The sequence below is a fragment of the Halobacillus seohaensis genome (assembly GCF_042663045.1).
GTDB classification, from domain to species: domain Bacteria; phylum Bacillota; class Bacilli; order Bacillales; family Halobacillaceae; genus Halobacillus_A; species Halobacillus_A seohaensis.
The window spans coordinates 41,835-58,700 of sequence record NZ_JBHSZV010000014.1 but is presented as its reverse complement, the minus strand read 5'-3'; the positions used below and the strand labels follow the sequence as shown (position 1 = coordinate 58,700).

The following is a 16,866-nucleotide window of genomic DNA, read 5'->3' as shown; positions in this document are numbered from 1 at the left end:
TAGTGAGCTAGTTTCTTTTTCTGTTATAGTAGATCTTTAAATTCTTCTTTTGTTTTTTGATTTGCTTGAACTTCTATTATTTCTGTTTGTTTGACTGCCTCATGTAAAGCTACTTCAAAATCTACGTTTGACTCATAATAGCTGGCGTTTTCCCTTGTAGGCTTCGTTTTCGGTGCTTTCGGCACAAATATAGTACAACAATCCTCATACGGAAGTGTTGAAATTGGATAAGTATTAATTTTTTTTGATAGTTCGATAATATCCAATTTATCCATGGCAGCAAGTGGCCGAATAACAGGATAATTTGTTACCTCGTTAATCGCGTTCATACTTTCCATTGTCTGGCTGGCTACTTGACCTAAGCTCTCCCCAGTTGTCATTGAGAGAATTTCTCTGTTACGCGCTATCTGTTCACTAATCCTCATCATCATACGACGCATCACCGTCATACTATAACCTTCAGGTATTTCATGGTGTATTTTCTCTTGAAGGGCTGTAAAAGGAACGATGTGCACACTTATTTTATTTCCGTATTTTGCTAATTCTGAAGCTAAATCAAGAACTTTTTGTTTCGCTCGCTCACTGGTGTAAGGAGGTGAGTGAAAATGGATTGCTTCTATCTGAACGCCTCTTTTCATAGTTAAATATCCTGAGACAGGACTGTCAATTCCTCCGGACAGAAGTAAAAGTGATTGTCCTGTTGTACCGACTGGTAATCCACCTGCACCAGGGTAGTCTTGAGCAGTAATATAAGCCGCATCATTACGCACTTCAATTTTAAGTTCTACGTCTGGCTTATGAACATTCACAGTTATTCCGTCCGTATTAGCAAGAATATATCCTCCCACTTTATGGTTTAAATCCTGAGAACCAACTGGAAAATTTTTATCAGCTCTTCTCGAAGAAACTTTAAATGTATGTGCTTTTGGTGCATCTTGAAAAGCAAACAAAGCAGCCTTTTTAATTTCCTCTTCAACTTTATCTACCTTGATAGCAAAACTAAGACTATGAATGCCAAATATTTGTTGGCACTGCTTCATTACTTCATGAGGGTCTTCTCCGTTAAGAACAACGTACATTCTATCTCTTTTCTTTTTCACCCGTGTATCTTTGAACTGTTCTAACTTTCTTATTAAATGGTCTTGCAATTTCCGTTCAAAGTATTTACGATTTTTCCCTTTGATTGCCATCTCACCATAGCGAATTAAAATAAGATCAAACTGCATCAGTATCTTCCCTTCTTATCTTTTAGGTAGCGAACAGCTTTAATAAATTCGTTTATAAACTGATCCACTTCTACTTGTGTGTTCTGATAAGATAAACTTATCCTTAAAGCCGAAGTTGTAACCGATTGTTCTAATTTGCACGCTTTTAACACGGAACTTACATCTGGTTGTTTTGAAGAACAAGCAGACTTAGAAGATATAAAAATTTCTTTGTCAGCAAGTACATGAATCATCACTTCAGGTTTAACCCCTGGTACAGAAACATTGATAATGTGAGGTGCTCCTTCTGGGGAGGAATTGATTACTATCTCATCTATATCACGCAGTTTTTCTATAAAATAATGATAGATAGACTTTAAACCACCCATGTGATTGGATTCCTTTTCTTTTATAAGTCTTAGAGCTTTTGCGAAAGCTACCATTCCAGGTAAGTTTTCGGTTCCTGATCGTTTATTTCCTTCGTGTCCCCCTCCATGAAAAAGAGGGAAAATTCGTATCCCCTGTCGAACCATTAATACTCCAGTCCCTTTTAAGCCATGGATTTTATGACCGGATAATGTACATAAATCGACTTTTGCTCTTTTTAAAGAGAGCGGAATTTTTCCTATTCCTTGAACATGATCAACATGAAAGTACAGTTTTGGATATTGGCTAGCGATCTGCCCGATCTCTTCAATCGGTTGGATTGTGCCAAGTTCATTATTAACAGACATGATACTGATTAAAATCGTATCATACCGTATATACCTTTTTATATCTGCAGGATTCACCTTGCCTTTATCATCTACATTAACATAGGTTATTTCAAACCCTAATTGTTCGAGCCCCCTAAAAGCCTCGAGTACAGAAGGGTGTTCCGTTTGAGAAGTAATCATGTGCTTTCCCCTAGATTGATGTTCAAGCGCAATTCCTTTGATAGCAAGGTTATTCCCTTCCGTGCCTCCTGAAGTAAAGACGATTTCACCCGACTCTACTTCCAACTGCTGTGCTATTGATTGTCTTGTTCGATCCATAAGACGTTCAGCATTACTACCTAAATGATGTAATGAAGAGGGATTAGCAAAAAATTGTTCATTCACTTTATGATACGTTTCTAGTACTTCCGGTAGCGGTAGTGTTGTAGCACTATTATCAAAATAAATCATAGGGTACTGCTCCTTTAATCTTTGACTATGTTAGGTCTTGCTGTTGTTATTAAGATATAAAAATGACAAATTCCAAATTTGGCAATTCATTTCTACTAAACAATCGCCCCAGATTGTTTAATAAAAGAATGGCGGTTCCGTTGCTTTTCATCGGAAAATCGGGGGTGCTATAATAGGTAACACTTCATATAAACAGGCTATCACACCCGATTTTTAACAACTTATCTAATCTTATCTAATGGCTCAATAGATCTGTGTGATGGCCATATCCCCTGGTTCTGTATCAGGTTTCATTTGGCGTTATAACAGAACATGGTCGGGAAGGGGGGAGACTCCTGTGGGATACGCGGGTTAGATGAGACCCCGCAAGGCGCCAGCCTGAGGAGGCTCAGCGCACGCCCACGGAAAGCGACTCCTTCCCCAACGCCTCTTTCTCCACACCATGATCTCGGAATCGAGTCTTCAACAATCCTGCCCTTTAATGGAATAAGCTAGACTCCTCGTTTGATGAATTTCCACAGTCATAACTTATCATCCATCGCTACTCTTGATAATAGAAAGATACCTGAAATCATATTATTTATCGTATAGATCGTCCTTCGATGCTTGGTCATATATTATAGAGCGTTAGTTTGATAAGTTGAATATTAACATTTCCGTTTATATCATAACATTTAAATAGCAGCTTGATATTTTATCACATTGGGAGAAAAACTAAAACAAAGATTCCTATGAGAAAGACTGATGCTCCTATTTATATAAAAATGGTCGACTAAGTTCACCTGGGCATCAGTTCCAATAAAACCGAGTGTCCTGCTTGTAATAGTTTTACTTTCGGTAAACCATAAGAAAAAAGCTAGCATCCTTATGCAAATGCTAGCTTCTTCTTTCTTTTAATTTAATTCTAACGTTTCTAATATTGTATCAATACTTACTTTGCCATCTTCACTAACATCTTCAACCCAATCCTCGGACAGTGTATGTTTTCCTACGATAGTTTCTACTTTTTCAGAATTATTATTTTCCGAAGGCAATGATACACGACGAATCTCATCAAATGGTCTATCAGCTAATATTGTAGTTATTGATTGACTATGGTCACTCCCTGTTTTTTCATTTTCTAGACTAGTGAAAACTACAACAACAAGTGACCATATGGCAATTGAACAAATTGCTAGTACAGTTATTAACCAATTTTTCATCTGATCACATCCTAGATAGGTACTTCTTCTTTTTCCTCAATCCTGTTCATAGCCCCAGGGTCCACCTCTTCTACTGCCGAAGACGCCCGCTCTAAAGCTTCTTCATAACGATACGATCTGAAGTCCGTTTCAGCTTCCATTAATCGAGCTGCAATTAATGGATACTTACTTCTATACCGATTACCGTATTGAATAATCCGCTCTGCCATATAAGCTTGGTGAAGTAAAGTTTTTGCTTGCTCATTTACTTGTTCCGTTTGTTGAACAGCATTCTCTAACTTCTCATTCACCTCGTTCATATCCAACGGTTGCTTCTCCAAACTTTCGAAAACTCCTTCGATATCTTCACTCGCCGTCTGCATACCTTCAAAGAAAAGAGTAGGTATACCAGGAAGATTACTTCTTTTTAAACGTCGGTCTGTATCTTGAACCAGTTGTTCCATCTCAGCAAGTTTTTCTTTTGCTTCAATTTCATCGCTACGTAAAGTCTCAACTCTCTCACTAAAGCTTTTATGTTTATCCTTGAGTTCTTCTAAATCTTCTTTTATAGAGTCAAGTTCAGTTCGTAATTCAGTAAATGCTATTTGCTCATCCTGCAGCTTTCTATCAAAACTAAAATATTTCTTTTTAAGCTGATTCATAGCCTGAACAAGCCTTCTATGTGACTCAACATCCTCAGCTTCCATCTGATAAGTCATTTGCAAATCTTCAATTTCGCTATTTGTTTCTATTATAACCTCTTCAATCTCCTCTAACAGAAGCGTGAGTGACGGATGTTGCTGATCAACATAACTATGGGCTAATGCTTCCTTTTCAAGAGATTGATACATTTCTTGAACCCTGGGATCAATTTCATCAATTAGCTGTTGAACATCCTCTTGTTCACCTTTTTCTAAGCGTGACACACTATTTATTAATTGTTCCTGATAGTTTTCAATTTCAGGTTCGAATCCTAATCGTTTTACTCGGTATCCTTCTTCATCCATTTCCTTTATACCGCTTAGTAATTCAGCAAGTTGATCTGGTAAATCAACTTGCGATTTGGTCAGAAGCTCTGGAAATACCGAAACTTCTTCGTCTAGTGCTTCTAAATTCTCCCTTAAGTTTTGAACGAGGTCTTTAGCTTCTAAGTAATTACCCTGGGAAACGAGCTCTTCATACTCTTTTAATGTACTCTCAAGTTCTTCCACTTTATCTTCAAAAATAGAAGCCGCTTTCCCGTATTGATGACTGCTATGTACAAGCGTCCGTTTGAGTTCCTTTAATTCAGGTTCTAATGCTTCAATTTCCAAGCGACTACTTTTTTCTGAATCTAGTAAAACCTCTAGTTCCTCATACATCTTTACAATATCCTGTTCTATGCCCTGTAATTTTTGTTCAGTATGATTTACTACTTTTTTTGCTTTTTTAAAACGGTACCGATCAGCTGCTTCCTCAGCGTCGAATAAGTCTTCTTCTAAGTCAGGAAGCTCTTTTGTAAGGATTTGATCCCATCGATCACGCCACGTTTCAAACCTTTCTTGGGTTTCCCCCGAGAGATTTAGCGCTTTAACTCTAGACAATTCATCTGAAACACTTCGATGCATAATATCCATTTTCCAACCTTCAAGTCGGTCTACTTCATCATACACTTTTTTACGCCAAATAAGTCCAACGATAATCAGTGCGATTAGTACTAAAATGCCCCCAATTACGTACCTCATAGACAGCCTCCTAACGATATCTACATTAAACGAAACTCTAACGTCCAAAATTAAAATCAGTTGATTATTATGATACCATGTTAAGAAGCAATTTGGCTAAAATATTTCAAAATAATTAATAGATTTACAATAATTTCAATTACAAAAGGAGAAATTCGCCATGAATGATGGTCATATCCATACACCCTATTGTCCACACGGTAATAAAGACACGTTCGAATCCTATATAGAGCACGCCATTTCTCTAGATTATTCCTCGATGAGTTTCACAGAACACGCCCCTCTCCCCGCTTCATTTACAGACCCGGTTCCTGATCAAGATAGTTCGATGAAGTGGGAGGATTTGGATGGATACATTCACAAGATTAATGAGCTAAAGAAAACTTACCAATCTGAAATTACCATTCACCTAGGGTTTGAAGTCGATTTTATAAAGGGTTATGAACAAGAAACGAAGACATTTTTAAATGATTATGGTTCCTATATAGATGACAGTATTCTCTCTGTTCACTTTCTACCAATAAACAACGAATGGTACTGCATTGATTATAGCCCTGAAGTATTTCTTGCAGCCTTAAACGCAGCTGGTTCTAAAGAGACTTTATATCAGAATTACTTTCAATTGCTAGAAGAATCAGTATTAACCAATCTTGGTCCAATGAAGCCAACCCGAATTGGACATATGACGCTAATTAAAAAATTCCAAAATCTCTATACCCCCCCAGAAAATTGGTTTGAAATGTCTAAGTCTTTTTTAGACACAGTAAAAAAACAAGGGATGACGCTTGATTATAACGGAGCAGGTCTAGTCAAAGAGTATTGCCTAGAATCCTATCCCCCAGCGTCGATTGCTACCCTTGCTTTCCAAAAAGGCATACCACTTATTTACGGTTCAGATGCTCATCACCCTAAAGGTTTAAAACAGGGGTATGACCAGTTAGACCTTAGCCTTATAAGGAAATAGCTTGATCCATTTCCGTAGAACCTTGTTTCACCATTAATTCGGCATATATTTTAACGAAATGTTGTACAGAATCATCTGACATGTAAAAACCTTCAAATTCTTGCGGCATCATATGAGGAACATTAAGTAGCCCCTTGAGTTGCAACAGACACAATTTCTCCTTAAAAGTTAGGTCGAATTTTGTATTTTTATTGAATAAAATTTGAGCTAATAAGTGATTTTCTTTCGCTAAATACGTAACGAGCATTTCTTTAGCAAAAACCGTATTTAAAGAAAGCTCTCGATAGACTAAACAGGAAAGTTGATAATGATCCTGTTTATAATGTAAAATTCCTTTAATAAGTTGCAGAAGATCTGTTTGTGTTTTAGCGTTGGCTTCTTGTTCGATCATTTCTAAGTATGGCTCAAAATATCGAATAGCCAGCGATTCAAATAGACCTTGTTTACTTTTAAAATAATAATGAATTAAAGAGACATTGACTTTTGCTTTTTTTGCAATATCACGGACAGAAGTTCCATTAAACCCATTGCTATAAAACAAACTGCAAGAAACGTCTAAAACTCTTTGCCTTGTATTCATTTCACGGTTCATTTTGGATTCCTCCCTACTAAGAAGAATTCACCACTTTTCATTAAAATCCTGCAAGAATCGTAAGTTAAATTCCGACATTTTTACTATATAACTTGTCGAAAAACCACTAGGAGGGACATTAATGTTTCAATCTACACAGTACAAAGGTTCTAAAGAAGATCAATATCAATTATTAATAAAACAGGTAGATGCTTTATTAGACGGTGAGCCGGACGGCATAGCTAATCTTTCTAATGCCTCTGCTCTATTAAATCAGTTTTTAGATGATGTAAACTGGGTTGGTTTTTACATTTGGAAACAAGATGAACTAGTACTAGGACCATTCCAGGGCCTTCCTGCTTGTGTAAGAATTCCTTCAGGCAAAGGAGTTTGTGGTACAGCAGTTTCTGAAGGGACAACCCAACGTGTATATGATGTGAATGCTTTCCCTGGGCACATCGCTTGTGATGCGGCTAGCCAATCAGAAATCGTAGTTCCCATATTTAAAGAGGAACAGATCTTTGGAGTATTAGATATTGATAGTCCTTCGGTAGGGAGATTTGATGAAACAGACGAAAAATTTCTCACACTATTTGTGAAAACATTAGAGAAGTATATTTAAAGCAAGTATTAAGTACTTGCTCTTTCTTTTGAGTTATTCTTAAACCTACACTTGACTTCTTCTGTTTCAATCATATATAATAGCCTTTGTGTAAAATAAACAGCAGCCTATGTGAATCCGGCGACTGTCTTCATTTTATTCCTCAATATTGAGGTGCATCGTGTAACTCTCTGCTGCTGGAGCGATGGTGCATGAAAATAAAATGTACAGCGCAATTAGGAACACACTGTTTTTATTTTATGCAAAATAAAATAAAAGGAGGAAATACCTATGGCACGTTATACAGGATCAACCTGGAAAAAATCACGTCGTTATGGCATTTCTTTAAGCGGAACTGGTAAGGAACTTGAAAAGCGTCCTTACGCTCCTGGACAGCATGGTCCAAACCAACGTAAAAAACTTTCTGAATACGGAACTCAACTTCAAGAGAAGCAAAAGCTTCGTTTCATGTATGGATTGACTGAACGTCAATTCCGTCGTCTATTCGAAGAAGCAGGTAACATGAAAGGAATCCACGGTGAAAACTTCATGATTCTTCTTGAATCTCGTCTGGATAACCTTGTGTACCGTCTTGGTCTAGCTCGTACGCGTCCACAAGCACGTCAGCTAGTTAACCATGGTCACGTTACAGTAGATGGCGGTCGCGTGGATATTCCATCTTACCGTGTTAAACCTGGTCAAGTTCTTAGTCTTCGTGAAAAATCTCAAAACTTGAACATCGTTGAAGAAGCCGTTGAAGTAAATAACTTCGTTCCCGAGTATCTTTCAATGGATACTGACAAACGCGAAGGATCTTACTCTCGTTACCCTGAACGTTCTGAGCTTCCAGCAGAAATTAATGAAGCTCTTATCGTAGAATACTACTCTCGTTAATTAGAACGTGAAGTGAATAGTATGACAAAAAGCCCTGAATGCGTATTGTATTCAGGGCTTTTTGCTGAGATTTTCATCTTGAACACAGTTAAAATACATTATTTATTAATTACCCCCCCAAATGAATACTAGAATTGTTTAAAGGAAACATTATAGTACATCGAGAAGGGAGGTCATCATCAATGAATAAACAAAGAGCACAAGAAATTGCTGCATCACCAATCATGGCTAACGTAACTTACAATAGGTCCTCAATCTATATTCAACATGTAGATGAAAAAAGTGAAACAGCCAGAATTTATCCCTTGAATAAACCAGAAAATGAAGAAGACGTTTCATTGAATGAGTTGATTGAAGAATACGAATGAAAGAGTTTGTATAAAAAACACTACCACATATTAAGTAGTCCCGATATCGTGGAGAAAACTTTGAAACACAGGTGAAATCCCATACTAAAACACAGAATAAACCAAAGAAAGAACGCTTGGATTTTAATATCCAAGCGTTCTTTCTTATAATGTCTTGTTAAATTAAAATCTCAGATTGTGGAATACTCAACTTCGAGACATTCCGGTGGTTTCCGTTACAAAGGATGACGTTTGAAGGTCCGAGAAATCAAAATCACTCGCTTTCCGTGGGCATGTGGTGAGTTTCCTCAGGCTACGCCTTGCGGGATCTCACCAATCATGTTCATCCCAACTCTTACGCCTTATAGGGACGAAGGCCAAATCTTTCCTTCGCTTCTTTACGATACGTCAACATCGAATCACGATATTCTTCTTTTTAAACGCGGAGTCTTACAATTCTCCGGTTTCATGAAGAGAACGGAAGCATCGGATAAGCTACTTCACGTGAGCAGAACGCCTCATGAATGAGCATCGTGTTGGGTGAGGCTTTATTCTCCTATGCAGGGGGTTCGTTCATTTTCATGTCAAATGGGGTGGTTTTGAAACGACGAGACTCCCGCGGGAAAAGGATGAGGCCACTGAAAAAAGTCCGGTGAATTTTAAGAAAAGCAAATCCCTAAAAATTCCATCCCCACTTACGGTTTATAAATCAGGGGTAAATTGGACTTGATCCTCCACTTTGACAGGAAAAAACAATGTGATTTTGGGATAGTGTTTTTCTAAAAAGTTCATTATTAATAGAAAAGGACTTTTTCAGTGGCCTCGAAAAGGATCTATGCGAGACCCCACAGGGAGTGACAACGACCGAGGAGGCTTGCCAGTTCCCCCGCAGGAAAGCGAGTTGTTTCAAAGTCACCCCTATCCTTTATACGGTAACGAACCCCATCATCTCGGAGTCGAGTCTTCAAGAATCCTGAAAAGTTAGTTTAATAACAAGCTTTCACAAAATAAACATGACAATTTAACATGATGATTAACACTTTGACAAAGGTGTTGTCATTATATTGTTTAGGTTACAATTTGGGTCTGCTAATTCGCATGTTTTTCTACCGAAACCAGAACTATTTAACCATATATGGTGGTGTTTTTAACTATTTGAATTAAGACTTCTTTTTAGGAGGATTAAATCGACCCACACCTAATTCTTTCCCTTCTATATACAGTGCTTTAATGAAACTAATAGTCATTAGCAACATAATAATAGAGAAAGGTAACGCGGCTATGATCATCGTGTTTTGTAAAGCTTGAAGTCCACCTGTATAAAGAAGGGCCAATGCTGTAGCAGAGAGCAATACCCCCCATGTTAGTTTTATAGTACGGCTTGGATCATCCGACCCACCAGTAGTCATCATGCCTAATACAAATGTCCCTGAATCAGCAGAAGTAATAAAGAATGTCCCTATAAGTGTAATCGCAATAATCGAAGCAACCATACCTAATGGGTAATTAGAAAAGACCCCAAATAATGACTCTTCTGTTGCAAGCTTGGAAATAGTATCGATACCATTATGCTCAAGTGAAATCGCCGTCCCTCCAAAAGTTGCAAACCATAAGAATCCAATAACTGAAGGTAGAATTAGGACAGTGAAAACAAACTCCCGTATACTACGACCTCTGGAAACTCGGGCAATAAATATACCTACAAATGGTGACCATGCAATCCACCATGCCCAATAGAATACCGTCCAATTATTAATCCATTCTCTAGATTCTTCATTAAGTGGAGCTATTCGAAAACTCATAGTAGGAAGATTCTGTACATATGTTCCAATAGAATTGGTAAATAAATTCAATATGAATAATGTAGGTCCAACAATAAAAATTAACAGAAATAACAAGACCGCTAAAACCATATTAGCATTACTTAAAATTTTAATTCCTTTACCTAATCCTGTCCAAGCTGAAATCATAAAAAGAACGGTTACGATCGCTACAATGATAAGTTGCATAAGGAAATTAATAGGAATTTCAAACAAAAAGGATAATCCACCATTTATTTGAACAGCACCAAACCCAAGTGTTGTAGCTACTCCTATTACTGTAGCAATAACTGCAAGAATATCGATAACTTTCCCTAGAATTCCCTCTGCATTTTTCTTACCTAGAATCGGGTGCAGTGTTGCGCTTATTAATCCTGCTTTTCCATGTCTGAAGTTAAAATAAGCCAATACTAATGCTACAATCCCATAAATCGCCCAAGCATGGATGCCCCAATGAAAGTAAGTAAATCTCATAGCATCTTTTATTGCTTGTTCAGTACCTGTTTCCCCAGTTGGAGAACTAATAGCATAATGGCTAATAGGTTCTGCAGTTCCCCAAAACACAAGCCCTATCCCCATTCCTGCACTAAATAACATTGCAATCCAAGTAGGTCTAGAAAATTCTGGTTTTTCACCTTGCTTACCTAATTTAATTCTTCCCAGGGGTGTAATTAATAAAGCTAAACATACTATGACAAATAAAGTAACCACGATTAAGTAGTACCATCCTAATTTACTTGATATTAATGCTTGAATATCAGTTGTTGTCGATTCTAAAGCATCTGGCCACACGACACCTATAAAAACAAGTACCAACAAAATTCCTGTGGATATCTTAAATACAGTAGTGAAATTTTTAAACATAATAGTAATCCCTTCCTTTCAGCTTAGAACTGACACTCGTCTTCATTCCACAAGCAAAAATACTGCTGAAGGATTTTGATTAGAGTTTAATATTGTAATACCTTTATTATCCTAAGTCATTAAACTTTTATTCATAAATGTCTAAATGAAAATAACAAAAGAAACTGCTTAGACTTGTCAGTAGTTTATATCAATATAAAATAAAAACTGGACCACCAACACAATTGCTCGCAGACCAGCTTCTAAATTAGTTACGTTTAGTCATTCGCTAAGCTTAAAGCAGTCTCAGCCACTTTCAAATCTACTTGCATCTGTTTGGATGTATCTTGAGGGTAATAAAATCCTTTGTTTACCATATAGGTTGAGATTTTCTCATGAAAATCAATCGCCTCTTCCAAATGTTGTGTTAATGTGTTTCTTACTTCTAATGAAGCTGCTTCTGTAATAGCCAATGAGTAGTTTTTTATTTCAGATTTTGCCGCCATCAAAACATCCGTTGCAATTACCTGGTCTGTTAGTGGAGCCATCCCTGTTAACTTTTCCATAAATTGATTCATCTTTTAGCATCCTTTATGTTAAATGATTTTTTAGATCTTCAATATGTCGAGAGGTCATTGTGACATCCTGCTGCATGATTGCTTTTAACTCTCCATCAGTTACTAACTTCTGCATAATCAAAGCTTTTGTTAAACACAAGCTTTTAAATGTAACAAGTTCATGTAACTCCAAAAGTTCATGCATACCTAATTTTTCACGCACCACATTCACCCCGCTTTACGTCTTCGTTTCAGATTATTGTTTATTGTTTTAAAGCACTGTTGGCATATTCAATATCCTTTTGAACTTGCTCGGGAACATTAAAAGCATCATATACTCCTCTACTTTGTAAAAAACCATAAATTTGCTCATGTTGAGTAATTGCAGTTCTTAATTCTTGTCTTAAAAAGGTTCTCACATCAGGTGACGTTGATTCAGTGATCGCCGTAGCAAAGTCTTTCACTGCTGCCTTGGTTTCAAAAAGCATATCAGTGGCAATTATATGGTCAGAAAAGCTCAATTGTTCTTCACCCATTTGTCTCCCCCCTTTATTGATTCATTTGTGTTGATGCACTAGTAAGTAATTCTTTCATTTGACGCACTGTTCGATTTCCTTGGAGTACACTCTGATCCACTAACTCTTTTAGCTCGAGATTTTCCACTTTCTCTAATCTGTTCTTCGATTGGACAAGACAAGCGGCCTTAAAATTAATTAATTCTCGCAAATCAACCACTTCATGGATACCAAATTTTTCAATTTTCATTTTTTCACTCCTCTATTATTCATAAATAGTACTTTGTAAATTTATTTTATTTATCCTTATAATAACTTTTCTGTTTCTCTCCAGATATACTATTTCATAAGTCTTACGGATCATATGGTACAATAATACTAAGAGATGAAGGGAGGGGAATCGCATTAGAAAGTTGCTCATCCGTTTACATTTTATACACTCACTTACCTTTATTACTCTTCTAATTTCAGGACTGTTTTTATACATAACCCCTACTAGAACATGGTTCAATAAAGTTCAAATTCCATTAGTATCAGTTCATGTTGTAACCGCTGTTATTTATATCGTAATAATCTTACTAAGTATTCGCTTCCTGCTTAGTTACACCTTTAATAAACCTTTGATCAAAAAGTTTAACGGCTACTTGATCTTGGTGTTTGCTAGTCTATGGATTTTTTCTGGTGCCACAATGTATTTTCAAAGTTCCTTACCCATTGTCATTCGCAATAATGCTGTAATTATTCATGATTGGTGTACGTTTTTATTTATACCTTGGGTTTTAACTCATAGTATTGGTCACTTTCTTCATATTAGAATATCTTGGCCAAAGTGGTGGCGTACGAAAGCACCACTTCCTGACGCATTGCAAGAAAACAGTCTCCAGCGAAGAGATTTTCTTAAATTTTTTGGAATTGGAATCTTATTCGTCGCAATCGGTGGCTATATTAAGTGGTTTCTACCGACTCTATCGATTTCATCAAATGAAGATAAGCGTAGAGGTTACTTTAGAATTTATAACGTAACAGATGATTTTCCTCGTTATGAAGATACAGATTGGAGTTTGACGATCAATGGTTCAGTAAATCAAACAACAGTACTGACCATGGATGATGTGCCTCTTTTTCCAGAGACTACAATCGTAGACGACTTTCATTGTGTAACAGGGTGGAGCGTTCATGGAGTCGAACTAAAAGGTGTTTTATTAAAGGACGTGTTTGACCACTTGGGGTTAACCACTTCTGGTAAATATGTAACTGCCTACTCGGGGGATCAAACGTATTACGACTCCTTTACTACTTCACAAATTTTGGATGAAGGCGCAATGCTTGTATTCGAAATGGATGGACAAGTGCTTAAAAAGACACAAGGTTATCCTTGCCGGTTGTATCATCCTTCAATGTACGGATACAAATCAGTAAAGTGGCTAAGCCAACTTGAGTTTTCGAAAGAACGTGAACTTGGTTACTGGCAAAAAAGTGGAGGATATGATTTAAATGGGTACCTTTAGACCAATTAAAAAATGGTTCATCCCATTAATTGCAATAATAACTGGAACGCTGGTCGGGTTATCATTTTTTCCTAGTCACCAAGAACATAAATATAATGAGTGGCTCGAAGAATTGGAAGCTTTTAATAAACGGAGTTTCACGATAGAAACCGAGTATAGAAAAGATAGAGAAACGGTATCATATAGCAGCGGTTATTGGTCGGCCAATCGCTCTACCTATCACGTAACCACTCCCGTTTCTAATGATTCTATTTTCGAATTCGATGTCTTCTTTGAAAAGGAACATTTCTTCACTCTGGCCGGCGGAGAGTGGCGTCAAGGTGAAGCTCCTCATCGGATCATCAAAGAATTAACCCCGTTAGACGATTTCTTCAGTTGGGGAAAGTTATTACTAAAGGAAGCTGATAAAATCGAGAAAAAAGTTAAAGAAACAAAAACGTTGTACAAGGCTACTTTTCATTCTTTTGATCATATGGATTTTCGAGGTGTCACTTTAAATGAACAATCACAGACCACTCTAATTATGACATTGGAAGGAGGGCAGCTTCACTCACTGAACTTTGAAGTGAAGCCGATAAGACCTGTTGGAATTGATGTATTACAATCCTATCCTGAAACCATGACATATCACATACAGTTTTCCCCTAATGACAAACAAGTTCCTGTCGTGCCTGAGAAGGCTCTAAATTCACCTCTTTTGGAATAGCTTTCACAAAAATTTGCTTCTTTTATTGCTCACACATAAAGAAAGGACGGTTATGATGTACATAACCGCCCTCTTTCAAACCTTTTATTTAGCTGCTTCACTGACTTTTAGTTTCTTTCCTTTCACGGTTGTTTGTTCCATTTCTTGTAATACTAATGAACCTTTTCCATTAAGAATATCAACATAAGATAAGGTATCGTGAATACTAATAATTCCGATATCGTCTGCTGATACGCCAGGTATCTTAGCTATAGTTCCAACAAAATCTACAGCTCGAATTTTCTTCTTTTTACCACCGTTGAAATGGAGTTTCATGATATCTTTGTTAATTCGTGCCGTTTTATTATTTTTAACAACTCGGCGGCTACTTATTCTCTCTTCAAAGTCAGCTTTATGCTTTGTAACTTCTTGTTGACTAGGAGCTTCCATTATAGGTATTTCAAATCCTATATATTTTTCAATTGTGTAGATGGTTTTCCCTTTATAAGGTGTTGCAAACGTGATCGCCTTGCCGGTATTACCTGCTCTACCTGTTCTACCCGTTCTGTGTACATAACTTTCTTTTTCCATTGGAACGTCATAGTTAATCACAAGCGTTACATTATCAACATCAATTCCTCGAGCAGCTACATCAGTCGCTACGAGATAACGGAAATCCCCTGTCTTGAAACCATCCATAACCGTAAATCGATCTTCCTGTTCTAATCCTCCATGCAGTCTTTCAACAGGATAATTGGATTGCTCCAATTCGGTAAATACTGCATTGACGTGTTCTTTAGTTCTACAAAAGATGATACAGCTATCTGGATTTTCTACAACTGTAACATCCTTAAGCAGAGAAATTTTATCTTCTTCTTTTACTTCTATTACATTGTGTTCAACCGTATCTGTTGTTACTCCGGTCTCAGCAACTTCAATATGTGCAGGATTATGCATATATTTATGACATAGACTTTCAACATCTTTAGGCATGGTAGCAGAAAATACCATGGTGACTCTGTTTGAAGGGATTTCACTGATGATCGCTTCTACTTTATCGAGAAAGCCCATATTAAGCATTTCATCAGCTTCATCAATAATCAAATACTTTAGTTGATCTAATACTAGCGTCCCTCTTTCAATATGATCCTTCACACGGCCAGGTGTACCGACAACTACGTGCGTTTTCTGCTTCAATTCTTCTTTCTGCCTCGCAAAAGGTTCTTTTCCATAAACCGCCGTTGTTTTAATTCGCTTAAATCTTCCTATATTTGTTACATCTTCTCGAACTTGTACCGCAAGCTCTCGAGTTGGTGATAAAATTAATGCTTGCGGCTTTTTATCTTCCCAATTAACCATCTCACATATAGGGATTCCGAATGCTGCTGTCTTACCACTACCCGTTTGAGATTTAACTACAAGATCTTGATTATCCATCGCTTTTGGTATTACTTCACTTTGAACCTTTGTAGGTGTTTCGTATTTTAACAAATCAAGTGCTCTTCTAATTTCATCACCTAAATTATAATCCTTAAAACTTCTTTCACTCATGTATTAACCCTCGTTTTTTTATATTATTCGACATATATAGGATTCTCCCAAGGAAATATCATATGCAAATTCCGAATATGTTTATTATACTTGAAAAATTAGACTTTTCGACAACTTTTTGTATCATTAATGATACAAAGTTTATAATATTCCCCTATATAATGAATTGAAGAATTGCGAAATTCGTGGATTTGAATTAATTGTTATTACGTTAAGGGCAGTATTTTGAATAAAAGTGTTGTGAAAAAGGAATGGTTTCATTGAAATACTGTTTGAATCAAGTCAATGACTTTTTTGAAGTGTGTCATCACACAGAATCACTCAAATAAAAAAGGTAACATGTATCACTTTTTGTTAATGCAAATGATCACGTATTTCCCTGTTTTTTAGTATTTCAATGAAGGCTCCTTTCATCTCACCATCATTATTTAGGAATTAAAATTACAAGAACCCCGCCTTAAAGGCAGGGTTCTTGTTAAAGAATCTTACGAATTTTGTTGATTGCCCCCAGCCATTTTGGCTGCTCCTTGAACCATGCTAGTAAGTTGATTCGACTGGCCTGTCATCATACTATAAGTTGCAGCCCCTATTCCTACTGAGGCTACCAATGACAACCATTGGATATTATTTTGATTTTTCATTTTCAATATCCCCCTCGTCACATGCTCTATTGGTGGAGCCTTCTTATTATGTCATGACCTAAAGAATTTATTAGAGACAATCGTTTCCATTAG

Annotated in this window: 18 protein-coding genes; 6 read left to right on the top strand and 12 right to left on the bottom strand. The window is 36.9% G+C overall.

The genetic code is table 11. The annotated features are described in order from the left end of the window. Positions 1-23: 23 nt before the first annotated feature. The 4 genes from thiI to ezrA all read right to left on the bottom strand — a co-directional run bounded on the left by thiI (position 24) and on the right by ezrA (position 5,276). Positions 24-1,226: a tRNA uracil 4-sulfurtransferase ThiI gene (gene thiI, locus ACFQIC_RS06585; RefSeq protein WP_204707420.1), complete on the bottom strand. Its 1,203-nt coding sequence runs from the start codon at positions 1,224-1,226 to the stop codon at positions 24-26. After that, on the bottom strand, positions 1,226-2,371 hold the full coding sequence (locus tag ACFQIC_RS06580; RefSeq protein ID WP_204707422.1) for a cysteine desulfurase family protein: 1,146 nt from the start codon (positions 2,369-2,371) through the stop codon (positions 1,226-1,228). The genes thiI and ACFQIC_RS06580 overlap by 1 nt, the downstream gene beginning before the upstream one ends. An 893-nt stretch (positions 2,372-3,264) precedes the next feature. Beyond that, positions 3,265-3,573 carry a hypothetical protein gene (locus ACFQIC_RS06575; protein ID WP_204707424.1) on the bottom strand — a complete coding sequence of 103 codons (309 nt, stop codon included), beginning with the start codon at positions 3,571-3,573 and terminating at the stop codon, positions 3,265-3,267. Between the two features lie 11 nt (positions 3,574-3,584). After that, a complete protein-coding gene (ezrA, locus tag ACFQIC_RS06570) occupies positions 3,585-5,276 on the bottom strand; it encodes a septation ring formation regulator EzrA (RefSeq protein ID WP_204707426.1) in 1,692 nt (563 codons plus the stop codon). 160 nt (positions 5,277-5,436) lie between these two features. Here ezrA and hisJ point away from each other — a divergent pair, with 160 nt between their 5' ends. Then, positions 5,437-6,240, top strand: a complete 804-nt coding sequence (hisJ, locus tag ACFQIC_RS06565; RefSeq protein WP_204707428.1) for a histidinol-phosphatase HisJ — start codon at positions 5,437-5,439, stop codon at positions 6,238-6,240. Here the strand turns inward: hisJ and refZ are convergent. Then, a complete protein-coding gene (gene refZ, locus ACFQIC_RS06560; RefSeq protein WP_204707430.1) occupies positions 6,227-6,832 on the bottom strand; it encodes a forespore capture DNA-binding protein RefZ in 606 nt (201 codons plus the stop codon). The genes hisJ and refZ overlap by 14 nt on opposite strands. A 121-nt stretch (positions 6,833-6,953) precedes the next feature. On the opposite strand from refZ, the gene ACFQIC_RS06555 reads away from it, so the two are divergent. The 3 genes from ACFQIC_RS06555 (at position 6,954) to ACFQIC_RS06545 (ending at position 8,674) form a co-directional block, all read left to right on the top strand. Continuing rightward, a complete protein-coding gene (locus ACFQIC_RS06555) occupies positions 6,954-7,433 on the top strand; it encodes a GAF domain-containing protein (RefSeq protein ID WP_204707432.1) in 480 nt (159 codons plus the stop codon). A gap of 270 nt (positions 7,434-7,703) precedes the next feature. Beyond that, on the top strand, positions 7,704-8,306 hold the full coding sequence (rpsD, locus tag ACFQIC_RS06550) for a 30S ribosomal protein S4 (protein WP_204707434.1): 603 nt from the start codon (positions 7,704-7,706) through the stop codon (positions 8,304-8,306). Between the two features lie 182 nt (positions 8,307-8,488). Further along, entirely contained in the window at positions 8,489-8,674 is a 186-nt protein-coding gene (locus ACFQIC_RS06545) for a small acid-soluble spore protein H (RefSeq protein WP_204707436.1), read from the top strand. A gap of 1,139 nt (positions 8,675-9,813) precedes the next feature. On the opposite strand, the gene ACFQIC_RS06540 is transcribed toward ACFQIC_RS06545, so the two are convergent. The 5 genes from ACFQIC_RS06540 to ACFQIC_RS06520 form a co-directional block, all read right to left on the bottom strand. Then, entirely contained in the window at positions 9,814-11,337 is a 1,524-nt protein-coding gene (locus ACFQIC_RS06540) for a glycine betaine uptake BCCT transporter (RefSeq protein WP_204707438.1), read from the bottom strand. A gap of 257 nt (positions 11,338-11,594) precedes the next feature. Then, on the bottom strand, positions 11,595-11,894 hold the full coding sequence (locus tag ACFQIC_RS06535) for a spore coat protein (protein ID WP_204707440.1): 300 nt from the start codon (positions 11,892-11,894) through the stop codon (positions 11,595-11,597). Between the two features lie 13 nt (positions 11,895-11,907). Continuing rightward, entirely contained in the window at positions 11,908-12,078 is a 171-nt protein-coding gene (locus tag ACFQIC_RS06530; protein WP_390216997.1) for a hypothetical protein, read from the bottom strand. 58 nt (positions 12,079-12,136) lie between these two features. Beyond that, entirely contained in the window at positions 12,137-12,409 is a 273-nt protein-coding gene (locus ACFQIC_RS06525) for a spore coat protein (RefSeq protein WP_204707442.1), read from the bottom strand. 13 nt (positions 12,410-12,422) lie between these two features. After that, positions 12,423-12,638: a hypothetical protein gene (locus ACFQIC_RS06520; RefSeq protein WP_204707444.1), complete on the bottom strand. Its 216-nt coding sequence runs from the start codon at positions 12,636-12,638 to the stop codon at positions 12,423-12,425. A gap of 439 nt (positions 12,639-13,077) precedes the next feature. On the opposite strand from ACFQIC_RS06520, the gene ACFQIC_RS06515 reads away from it, so the two are divergent. After that, positions 13,078-13,896 (top strand): molybdopterin-dependent oxidoreductase, encoded by an 819-nt coding sequence (locus ACFQIC_RS06515; RefSeq protein WP_390216996.1) that lies wholly within the window; start codon positions 13,078-13,080, stop codon positions 13,894-13,896. Next, entirely contained in the window at positions 13,883-14,602 is a 720-nt protein-coding gene (locus ACFQIC_RS06510) for a hypothetical protein (RefSeq protein ID WP_204707448.1), read from the top strand. The genes ACFQIC_RS06515 and ACFQIC_RS06510 overlap by 14 nt, the downstream gene beginning before the upstream one ends. 84 nt (positions 14,603-14,686) lie before the next feature. Here the strand turns inward: ACFQIC_RS06510 and ACFQIC_RS06505 are convergent, their stop codons facing one another. Continuing rightward, the gene (locus tag ACFQIC_RS06505) at positions 14,687-16,132 is read right to left on the bottom strand and encodes a DEAD/DEAH box helicase (protein WP_204707450.1); all 1,446 of its coding nucleotides are present in this window, start codon (positions 16,130-16,132) and stop codon (positions 14,687-14,689) included. Positions 16,133-16,617: 485 nt separating this feature from the next. Next, complete coding sequence (locus ACFQIC_RS06500; RefSeq protein ID WP_204707452.1) at positions 16,618-16,773, bottom strand: hypothetical protein; 156 nt, start codon at positions 16,771-16,773, stop codon at positions 16,618-16,620. Positions 16,774-16,866 lie beyond the last annotated feature (93 nt).

What these genes read in the sequence shown, in the direction of transcription:
- ACFQIC_RS06525 (WP_204707442.1), bottom strand. Translation starts at nt 12,409, where the DNA reads ATGGGTGAAGAACAATTGAGCTTTTCTGACCATATAATTGCCACTGAT.
- hisJ (WP_204707428.1), top strand. Translation starts at nt 5,437, where the DNA reads ATGAATGATGGTCATATCCATACACCCTATTGTCCACACGGTAATAAA.
- refZ (WP_204707430.1), bottom strand. Translation starts at nt 6,832, where the DNA reads ATGAACCGTGAAATGAATACAAGGCAAAGAGTTTTAGACGTTTCTTGC.
- ezrA (WP_204707426.1), bottom strand. Translation starts at nt 5,276, where the DNA reads ATGAGGTACGTAATTGGGGGCATTTTAGTACTAATCGCACTGATTATC.
- ACFQIC_RS06545 (WP_204707436.1), top strand. Translation starts at nt 8,489, where the DNA reads ATGAATAAACAAAGAGCACAAGAAATTGCTGCATCACCAATCATGGCT.
- rpsD (WP_204707434.1), top strand. Translation starts at nt 7,704, where the DNA reads ATGGCACGTTATACAGGATCAACCTGGAAAAAATCACGTCGTTATGGC.
- ACFQIC_RS06530 (WP_390216997.1), bottom strand. Translation starts at nt 12,078, where the DNA reads ATGCATGAACTTTTGGAGTTACATGAACTTGTTACATTTAAAAGCTTG.
- thiI (WP_204707420.1), bottom strand. Translation starts at nt 1,226, where the DNA reads ATGCAGTTTGATCTTATTTTAATTCGCTATGGTGAGATGGCAATCAAA.
- ACFQIC_RS06580 (WP_204707422.1), bottom strand. Translation starts at nt 2,371, where the DNA reads ATGATTTATTTTGATAATAGTGCTACAACACTACCGCTACCGGAAGTA.
- ACFQIC_RS06510 (WP_204707448.1), top strand. Translation starts at nt 13,883, where the DNA reads ATGGGTACCTTTAGACCAATTAAAAAATGGTTCATCCCATTAATTGCA.
- ACFQIC_RS06505 (WP_204707450.1), bottom strand. Translation starts at nt 16,132, where the DNA reads ATGAGTGAAAGAAGTTTTAAGGATTATAATTTAGGTGATGAAATTAGA.
- ACFQIC_RS06520 (WP_204707444.1), bottom strand. Translation starts at nt 12,638, where the DNA reads ATGAAAATTGAAAAATTTGGTATCCATGAAGTGGTTGATTTGCGAGAA.
- ACFQIC_RS06540 (WP_204707438.1), bottom strand. Translation starts at nt 11,337, where the DNA reads ATGTTTAAAAATTTCACTACTGTATTTAAGATATCCACAGGAATTTTG.
- ACFQIC_RS06535 (WP_204707440.1), bottom strand. Translation starts at nt 11,894, where the DNA reads ATGAATCAATTTATGGAAAAGTTAACAGGGATGGCTCCACTAACAGAC.
- ACFQIC_RS06515 (WP_390216996.1), top strand. Translation starts at nt 13,078, where the DNA reads ATGTATTTTCAAAGTTCCTTACCCATTGTCATTCGCAATAATGCTGTA.
- ACFQIC_RS06500 (WP_204707452.1), bottom strand. Translation starts at nt 16,773, where the DNA reads ATGAAAAATCAAAATAATATCCAATGGTTGTCATTGGTAGCCTCAGTA.
- ACFQIC_RS06575 (WP_204707424.1), bottom strand. Translation starts at nt 3,573, where the DNA reads ATGAAAAATTGGTTAATAACTGTACTAGCAATTTGTTCAATTGCCATA.
- ACFQIC_RS06555 (WP_204707432.1), top strand. Translation starts at nt 6,954, where the DNA reads ATGTTTCAATCTACACAGTACAAAGGTTCTAAAGAAGATCAATATCAA.